The 8,740-nt window shown below is 25.5% G+C and carries 10 protein-coding genes and 1 pseudogene; 3 read left to right on the top strand and 8 right to left on the bottom strand.

Translation table 11 applies throughout. The features are described 5' to 3' along the window. The first annotated feature begins 407 nt into the window (after positions 1-407). The gene (locus tag ACRCYC_RS05395) at positions 408-1,583 is read left to right on the top strand and encodes a hypothetical protein (RefSeq protein WP_438618081.1); all 1,176 of its coding nucleotides are present in this window, start codon (positions 408-410) and stop codon (positions 1,581-1,583) included. A gap of 229 nt (positions 1,584-1,812) precedes the next feature. Here the strand turns inward: ACRCYC_RS05395 and ACRCYC_RS05390 are convergent, their stop codons facing one another. From ACRCYC_RS05390 to ACRCYC_RS05375, 4 genes are all read right to left on the bottom strand, one after another. Continuing rightward, positions 1,813-2,637 carry a S41 family peptidase gene (locus tag ACRCYC_RS05390; protein WP_438618080.1) on the bottom strand — a complete coding sequence of 275 codons (825 nt, stop codon included), beginning with the start codon at positions 2,635-2,637 and terminating at the stop codon, positions 1,813-1,815. Positions 2,638-2,688: 51 nt separating this feature from the next. After that, complete coding sequence (locus tag ACRCYC_RS05385) at positions 2,689-3,048, bottom strand: hypothetical protein (protein ID WP_438618079.1); 360 nt, start codon at positions 3,046-3,048, stop codon at positions 2,689-2,691. A 197-nt stretch (positions 3,049-3,245) separates the two neighbouring features. After that, complete coding sequence (locus ACRCYC_RS05380) at positions 3,246-3,968, bottom strand: MBL fold metallo-hydrolase (protein WP_438618078.1); 723 nt, start codon at positions 3,966-3,968, stop codon at positions 3,246-3,248. Between the two features lie 21 nt (positions 3,969-3,989). Beyond that, positions 3,990-4,424, bottom strand: a complete 435-nt coding sequence (locus ACRCYC_RS05375; protein WP_438618077.1) for a cytidine deaminase — start codon at positions 4,422-4,424, stop codon at positions 3,990-3,992. A 261-nt stretch (positions 4,425-4,685) separates the two neighbouring features. On the opposite strand from ACRCYC_RS05375, the pseudogene ACRCYC_RS05370 reads away from it, so the two are divergent. Next, a pseudogene (locus ACRCYC_RS05370) lies at positions 4,686-4,907 on the top strand (GNAT family N-acetyltransferase); the annotation flags it as partial. Positions 4,908-5,035: 128 nt separating this feature from the next. Here ACRCYC_RS05370 and ACRCYC_RS05365 read toward each other — a convergent pair. The 4 genes from ACRCYC_RS05365 to ACRCYC_RS05350 form a co-directional block, all read right to left on the bottom strand. Further along, positions 5,036-5,572, bottom strand: coding sequence for a hypothetical protein (locus ACRCYC_RS05365; protein ID WP_438618076.1), 537 nt, complete (start codon positions 5,570-5,572; stop codon positions 5,036-5,038). A gap of 127 nt (positions 5,573-5,699) precedes the next feature. Beyond that, positions 5,700-6,275 carry a hypothetical protein gene (locus ACRCYC_RS05360; RefSeq protein WP_438618075.1) on the bottom strand — a complete coding sequence of 192 codons (576 nt, stop codon included), beginning with the start codon at positions 6,273-6,275 and terminating at the stop codon, positions 5,700-5,702. 187 nt (positions 6,276-6,462) lie between these two features. Next, positions 6,463-7,212, bottom strand: coding sequence for a recombinase family protein (locus tag ACRCYC_RS05355; protein WP_438618074.1), 750 nt, complete (start codon positions 7,210-7,212; stop codon positions 6,463-6,465). Positions 7,213-7,219: 7 nt separating this feature from the next. After that, entirely contained in the window at positions 7,220-7,927 is a 708-nt protein-coding gene (locus ACRCYC_RS05350) for a Fic family protein (protein ID WP_438618073.1), read from the bottom strand. A 352-nt stretch (positions 7,928-8,279) separates the two neighbouring features. Between ACRCYC_RS05350 and ACRCYC_RS05345 the strand changes: the two genes are divergently transcribed. After that, positions 8,280-8,480: an AbrB/MazE/SpoVT family DNA-binding domain-containing protein gene (locus tag ACRCYC_RS05345; protein ID WP_438618072.1), complete on the top strand. Its 201-nt coding sequence runs from the start codon at positions 8,280-8,282 to the stop codon at positions 8,478-8,480. Positions 8,481-8,740 lie beyond the last annotated feature (260 nt).

Genomic DNA, 8,740 nt, shown 5'->3' with positions numbered 1-8,740 from the left:
GATTCTTTTTATCCATATTAAAGCTGTATAAGTAAAAAAATCGATTTTAATACAAATATATTTAAATAACAACGAAAGCCTGTATAAGATAACATATAGGCTTTTTTCATGTATTCATATAGCTTTATACATTTACATTAATGGATGTTTGATTATATTTAAATTTATTAAATATACTATTAATATTTTTTGTGAGTTATATTTTGATTTATAGATTACTTTAGAGCAGAAAAAGACCTTTACTAGTCTTTAATGTATTTAAACATACCTAAAAGTATTGCTAGAAACCAACAAAATAACTTACACATTATAAGTAACATAGTTGCAAGCTAAATTATTACAAGTATAATTAAATTAATATATATTGAGAACTAGATTTTAAAAATTTAAACCAGGGGGAAATAACAATGGATAGAATTCAGTTTTATGTATTTGGAGAAGTAGGAGCATATGATAAATATAATCCATATAGTGTTTTAAATAAAACTAATATATCAGAAATAATATACTTAATAGCAAAAAACGATCCCTTTTCACTTAATGAAAGTGATATAAAAAATGAATTAGATATAAATTCAAATGAATTAAACAATATTATAAATAGTTTAAATTTAATAAATGCAATAGAAATAAAAAATGATACCTATAAATTAAACTTTCCTGTTTTTTTAGAAAAGGATATAGAAATATTAGATTTGAAATTAAATGAGGTTGCAATGGAGATTTCCAATAAGATAATAAACCTTAAAGATTATATAATTTCCAAATTAAATAACCATGAACAATTTAATTATAAAAGAATTTTATATCATATTATATGCGATAATATATTCGATGGAGTAGCAATGGATTTTTTCGCTGATAAAGATATATTTTGTATATCAAAAAAACAACCAGGAGAGAGAAATTATATTATCGTAGGATATGAGAATACTAAAAAACTAGAAACACATAGTAATAATTTATTATGTAGTAGCAACAATTATAGAACTAAAGACTTTATATTTAATAGTTTTGGAGATTGTAATGGAGATAGGAAAGATGTATATAGATTCTTTAGACAAGTTGATAAAAACAATGATAGTATTAGTAAATTCGAAAATTTAAACAACTCCTACAACACATTAAACGATCATATGAATAGAAATATAATGAACGATTGTGGGAATTTAATTATTAACATATCAAAAGGATCTAATGATTATAATTCTTACGAAGAATATGATAAACAATTGCTTGAATTTCTTAAAAATATTAATTATATAAACATAGATGATAAAAATAAAATATCTATTGAAGTTCCTATATTTGATAAGAACCATACAACTATAGTTAATGATATTTCAAAAATTATTCTTCCTAATATAGAAGATATAGTACAAAAATTTTTAAACAATATAGAAATAGACTCTAGCGATATAACATCAGTAAAGCATGGTATTGATATAAAAGAAATATCTAATGAACTATGGCATCAAATATTTGGTGTTACAAATGAATATCTAGTTAAATATGGTTTTGTAGAAAAGCCATATAGTAGTAACATAGAAGGTAGATATCTAAAGAGCTTATATATAAAATAAAATTCAAATTTATTTTATGTATAAGCCATGTATCTTCAATTGTAAGTGTGTAGCTTACAGTAAGCTTACTGTAAGCTCGGACGTGGGCAAATAAGTTAATAACTTTTAACAAAAACTCTACAGAGATAAACAATATTATTAAATGTTTATCTTTGTAGAGTTTTTTATATTTATATACATTGTTATAACTCAAAATATAATAAAGAGGCAATTCAATATTTTTTAATACCTAATTAATATTTTCTAACTCTAATACCTTTTGAATACATTTATCCTCTTCAAATTTCTGAGTTTTAGTTACATCACTAATTTCATAATGTGGTACAGTTTTATGTTCTTCATTACATATTCCTTCACCTGTTAAGTACATATCACCAGCCATTCTTACAATAAGTCCACTGTTATCTAAGTCAAATAATAGAGGGTCTATTCCTCCCCCATCTCCACCTGTTCTTTCTCCTATTAAAGTTGCAAATCCACTTTCTTTACTAAATATTGAAAATGATTCAGCTGATGAATATACAACATTATCTACTAAAAGATATATATTACCTTTGAATTTAGATGTATTTGAGCTTTCTATAGTTACTGTTGACTCCATAACTTCACTAAAATCGCTAATAACTTCATCTGGGGCATTTTGTAATAATTCTTTAGATAAGCTGTCTATAGAATTTACCAAAAAATTTCTTTTATTAACATAGTTATCTATGGTTTGATTATTACTCCTAAAAACTAGATATCCTTTATTTTGTATGTCTTGTTGTATAATTTTAGAAACTATATTTCTCCAATAAGTATCATCTCCACCAGAATTTCCTCTTATATCTATAACTAATGCTTTATAGTTTTCTAATGTAGATATATAATCTCCTATTATCTTCATATCAGATTCTATGTCTTCCTTTGTTATTTCATTAGATACACCGTACATTTGAGGTAAGTTCATGTATCCAATTTTTCCATCTACTACATCCTCTATAATTATATCTTTTTTAGCCATAGGATTTTTGTTATTTTCAATGCTACTTGTAATAGAGTTATATCTATTCACTACTTTTTCATCTTCTAAAAAATCATACCATCCTGTATCAATATATACGCTTTAAAAAAACTCGTATGTCTCTTTACTATTTATTAAATGAGTGTGTCCATTGTTTAATTCCATTAGTATTTCATTAAGTTTTATGATGAATTCTTCATCATTTTCAGTATTTTTTATCTGCGCTAGATACTTTTCTTTATTTGCTATCCAATCTACATTATTTAATCTTTTATTTACTTCTAGATATGGATAGCCTTTTTCTATAGTTTGAAACATCTGTTCAAAATCCTGTATTTTTTGTTCTTGAGTTAGTTGTTTATCTCCTATAGTATTCATACTTTCCTCAATGTCTATATTGTTACATGCTACTACACTTATGGAGATTATTAATACTATCATCATTGATATTAACTTTTTCATACTTATCCCCCCAATATTTAATATTAATAATAATTTCTATAATTAAAAGAAAATAACCTCTATACAAACTCACTCAAACATATATTTTATGAAAATATCGTCAAACTAGAGCTAACTTTATTTACCTTCACTATCTAAAAATATGCAAAGTTCTATGCTAAACAATAAACTAGCTCTATTTTGATACATATGATATATCAAAATAGAGCTAGTTGTTCATGTAAATATTTCATTGCAGTTTCCTTTGATTCCATTTCGTCATGTCCTATAACGTATTTGTCAAAATCAAGAGTCTGAATAAAATCAATATATGACTTTAATTTAAACTTATCATATTTACCATTTAAACTAATATAATCTCCACAATCAGCATCACCTACGAATACAATTTTTTCACTAGGAACATATACAATAACAGAATCATCTGTATGTGGTGACTGTATATGTTTTATAAAGCATTCAATTCCGCCTAAATCAATAGTTAATTCATTTTTAAAAATAATATCACCTGTAATTATTTTAATTTCATCAAGACAATCATATTCTTTAATAATATTATTTTTACAAAACTCAGTATCATCTCCATTTTCAATTCGAGAGTTCATATCACTTTCAGTCCAATTCCAAGTTTTCATTTTATCCAATTTAAGATTAGTTACATCACAGACAATTGATTTTCCAGATATAGCACTCATTCCGAATGTGTGGTCCCAATGATAGTGTGTAATTACTGTATAATCAGGCTTAGGTAAGCCTAACTTGCTTAATAAAGAGTAAAATTGAGATACATGCATCTTAGAATTACCCGCGTCTATAGCTAAAGTATACTTATCTCCTTTTATATAACTAAGTACAGGTCTATCTGTATCATCATCAAACTCCATATAATAAATTCTATCTGTAATTTGTTTTAACCTCATATAATCTCCTTAGCTATAATTTTATAATTTAAAATGCTCTAATTCTTCGACTGGATAAGCATTTGTCCAATGATATGGTTGAAGTTCATCTAAAGTAATAAATTTTATATGGTTGTCTTTTGTTGTAACACCAACTTGCACATCAGTTCCCCAATATCTTAACCTTTCTTGACAAATACCACATGGTGTTAAAATTGTAAAAGGTTCATTCTCATTTTCTCTGACAACACAAATACAATGAGTAACTTTTTCGTTATATTTATGAGCCTCACACATTGCTCCAACTTCAATACATAATTGAGTACTACCGTTTGCATTATCTAAAGCAATACTCTCGAAAAAATTCCCTTTATCTGTATGTATAACTGCCACTCCACCCCAACCTTTAGGAAATCTTCTTGATATAAATTGCGTTGCTATTTCATACATTCTTTTTTGTATATTTAAATTATCCATAATACTCCACCCCTAATAAACATTGTTTAAAACTTATATTTATAATGGTATATAAACAATATTTGATTATCAATATATATTAAAAGAATTGCACATCAAATGAAAGTCTATGACATAAGAAAAGTATATATCTTCAATGGAAAAAATCAACAAAGCATTGCAACAATAAAGAAACTATGGATTTGATATATACATGGATGAATGCAAAATAGGATTTATTTTACTAAGGAAATTTTCTCATGATAGTTTTTTTTATGGGATTACATTATTGATAGAAAATTTCAAAACAAAGGTTACGGAACTTATGCTTTAATAGAATTGCTTGATTTCTTAAGAAGAGAATTTTCTGCAAAGACAGTTACTACTACTTACATATGGGGTAATGAACATGCTAAGTATATATATGAAAAAATAGGTTTTATAGAAACTGATATAGTTAATGAAGATGGAGTTCATGAAGTAAATTTAAAAATAACATTGTAGTCAAATTACTTATAAACAATATTAATATATCAAAGTTAAGTTCTTTATAATGTTTATATAAATTTAGCATTGTATCCCAATAACTATCTTCTGTAGCTATTGGGATACAATGCTAATAGCTAAAACTGTCATTTCAGGTTTTGCTGCATTTTTATGTATTCACTAAATTTATCCCTATCTTCTTCCGATTTAAATGTTGAATAAGGTATTATAGTTAATAAACTGTAATCTTTATATGCATACAAATAAATAGCATTTTCACCTAATACACATTTTTTAAATACATCTAACGAATGAACTATAACAGTTCTATTACTAAAAAAAATTTTGATATCTGTATTATCTATCGTAAAAGTTTTTTCTAGTAATAGGTGAGGACAATCTTGTATTATTTTTGTATATTTATTTCTATATACCCTACTTCTACTTTTAGGTGACGGAAACTTTTCATCTAAAGGGAGAGCAACAGCTAAAATTAACATAAGTATGCCTGGTATATTTACCCCCACATGTATACAGTACAAACCATATAAAAGTAAGAATACAGGCAGTATAAGGTCAGCAAATGTTATATCCAAAAATACTCTTTTAAAACTTAATGAATGTCTTATTTCTTCTCCACGAACGAAATCTTCTATAGTGTTCTCATATTCAAATTCAAACATTAAACTACTCCTTCTGAGATTCTTAATTTAATCATAAGGTTTAATCAACTATCAAATAATGCATATAAGTTACTTTATTAAAAATCTTTAATACTGCATTCTATTACTTTAATACTAATTAATGAAATCATAAACTTTTGTAAAACTCTATATAAGACTTTAATATATAATTTAAAAACTCTTGCTGATTAATACTTTTACTAGATAGATCATTAGCTATACTTTCAAAATCATTTAATATATCAGCATCAATTCTTAAACTTTTAACCTTATAATTTCTCTTATCTTGCTTAAACTTATAAATATCATTTATAACATCTTCTAAACTATTAACTTCACTTGGAGAATCAGATATCTTGCTGCCTTCTATAAAATTTTTCAATATATCTATATTTTTTAATAAATACCCCAAATTACTAGAATCAGTTGAACTTAACATAAGCCCAGTATCTTCCATTGTACGCGAGTCGCTTACTGTAAGCTTACTGTAAGCTCGGCCGTCGCCAATACTTTTTTCTAATGTGTATTGGTTTATTTCTTTATCAAAAACATATCCTTGCTTTTTTACTCTTCCCCCTACTGTACTTCTTGCTATTCCAATGTTTTTACAAAGTATAGTCAAAGAAGTTCCTTTCTTTAACTGTGTGTTTAAATAATCTATTTGTCTAATTATATCTAACTTATTAAACTCGTCCTTAGTCAAATTAATCACCCCTATTAAAAATTACAGGTTACTTACAAAAAGCTTATATATCGCTTTTTATTAGCTTACATTTTGTAAGAATACAAAAATATCATTGTAAGATAATTGTAGTACAATTATAAGCAAACTGTAATAATATAGCTTACAAAAAAATATCTTATTTAAAATTAAAACATATTTAATTATTTTATGAATTAACTTTGTTCCAAATATAGCGACTAACTATAGGTGGTACTTGCATGTTAATTTTGTTTTTTTCTATTTTTCCATCATAGACATACTTTCCTATATAAATAGGATTAGAAAGTATATATGATACCCTTTGTTTTGTGAAGTTATATTTAAATCCTATTTTTTCATAAGAAAGTCCTTTGCTTCTAAGTTTAAATATATCTTTTACTATTTCTGCTTCGGTATCGTCTATGGATAATGTATCATTATCTATTAAATTGTATCCAAGAGGTATCCTACCGCCAGGGAATAAGTTTTTATTTCCTTTAGAAACTCTTCCAGCGTGTGTTCTTTCAGAAATTAACTTTCTTTCAAACTCAGAGAAACTTCCTATCATTTGAAGAAATAAAAGTCCTTGAGCTGTATTGGTGTTAAATTGCTCGGTTATAGATACAAAACCTATATCTAATTCGTGGAGATAGTCTACCATTATCATTAAGTTTTTAAGGCTTCTATGGATCCTATCTGATTTATAAACTATTATTGCATCTATTTTATTTTCTTTATTTGATATAAATTCAATCATTTTATTGTAATCAGGTCTATCAGAGTTCTTGGCCGATAAACCTTCATCAATATAAGTATTTACTAGTTCTATGTTGTTTAACTTGCAGTAAAGCTCTATTTTTTCATTTTGCATTTCTATAGAGGTATTGTCAATTTGTGATGCACTAGATATTCTAAGGTAACTTACTACTTTTTTCATATATAGTTTAATTAAAGTCTAAAAGCTCTTTATATTCTTCTCTAAAGTCTTCTAAGCTTTCTAAGTATTTTGTTAATGGTTCATAATAGTCTACATCACATAAATTTAGACTTTCTCTATATAAATCTTCACTATCCCAAGACACTATTTTTATAGGTAGATTGTTTTCAAGCATTTGCTTTAGCATAATAAATCTTCCGATACGACCATTTCCATCTTGGAAAGGATGTATCAGTTCGAATCTATGATGAAAAGCTGCTATGTCTTCTAATGTTATAGTATCTAAGTTATAGTACCATTCAAGGAGTTCATCTAGTTTTGATTGTACTTCAAATGGTTGTGCAATTTTAGCTTTAGTTCCTATTATCATATTAGGAATTGTTTTATATATACCCGCATATCCTCTTTGGTGCATGGTTGTATTAAACATAAGTCTAGCATGTAGATCCTTTAAAAATTGATCATCAATTTTCTTTCCTAATGTTTCTATGATTCTATCAAATACATAACTTGAGTTTACTGTTTCTTGAACATCATCTAAAGTATGCTTTCCTGTAACTACATTTTTATCTAATAAAAGAGCTAGGGCTTCTGTTGTAAATGTACTTCCCTCGATTTTATTTGAGTGATATAAAAAGCTATGTTTTAAAATACTATATAAGGAGTTTTTAAAATCCTTTGTTTCTATTAGTGCATCTATAAAGTTTTTACTCATTTTGTTAATATCCTCCTTATTTATAATATAAATTTATATTTTTACTATATACAAGTAGTCAAATAAATTGGCATTTATTTGACTATTTATTCTTTATATTATAGCAATAACCATTGAAATACAATGATTATATGTTATTTTGAGACTTTCAAATTTTAAATCTACTAAAAATAATAGTAACCATTTTAGTTGTAATTTGTAAATTTTATCTATTATGCGTAATTTCAACTTCAAATAGACACTTTTTCTAAATTTCTATCACCGTAAAATCAAAAGGAATTAATTTCCAGTTACTTTTCCATTAATATCCAATAGAATAAATTCAAATAGTTTGATTTACTGGAGGGTGAAAATGAAAAATAATACAAAAGACTTATCTTTAGGTGTAGAAAGAAGTATTGATAGTTTAGGAAGAATTGTTTTACCAAAAGAAATGAGAAATACATTACAATTTAATGAAAACCAATTGGTTAATATTAAATTATTTGAAAATTATATTCAAATAGAAAAATCAAAATCAACTTGTTGTTTTGTGGTAGTGATGAAAATTTAGAGAACTATAAAGGTTCCCCAATTTGTATGGAGTGTTTAAAAGAGATTATTGAGAAATTTAATAAATAAATTTAAACGCAAAATTAAACCTAAAAATTTTAATAAGAATTGAAAAATTATATGAATTTGAATATACCCATATAGTTTGTGTAACTTCATATTTATATTTCAATTATGTTTTTAAGTTTATATAAATGAGTATTAAAATTCATATTGTAACGATAACGAGAAATAAATAAAAAATGATTAAAACTTGATTAA

The organism is Paraclostridium sp., from assembly GCF_051657365.1.
Lineage (GTDB): Bacteria > Bacillota > Clostridia > Peptostreptococcales > Peptostreptococcaceae > Paraclostridium.
This window is presented reverse-complemented; position numbering and strand designations above follow the sequence as displayed.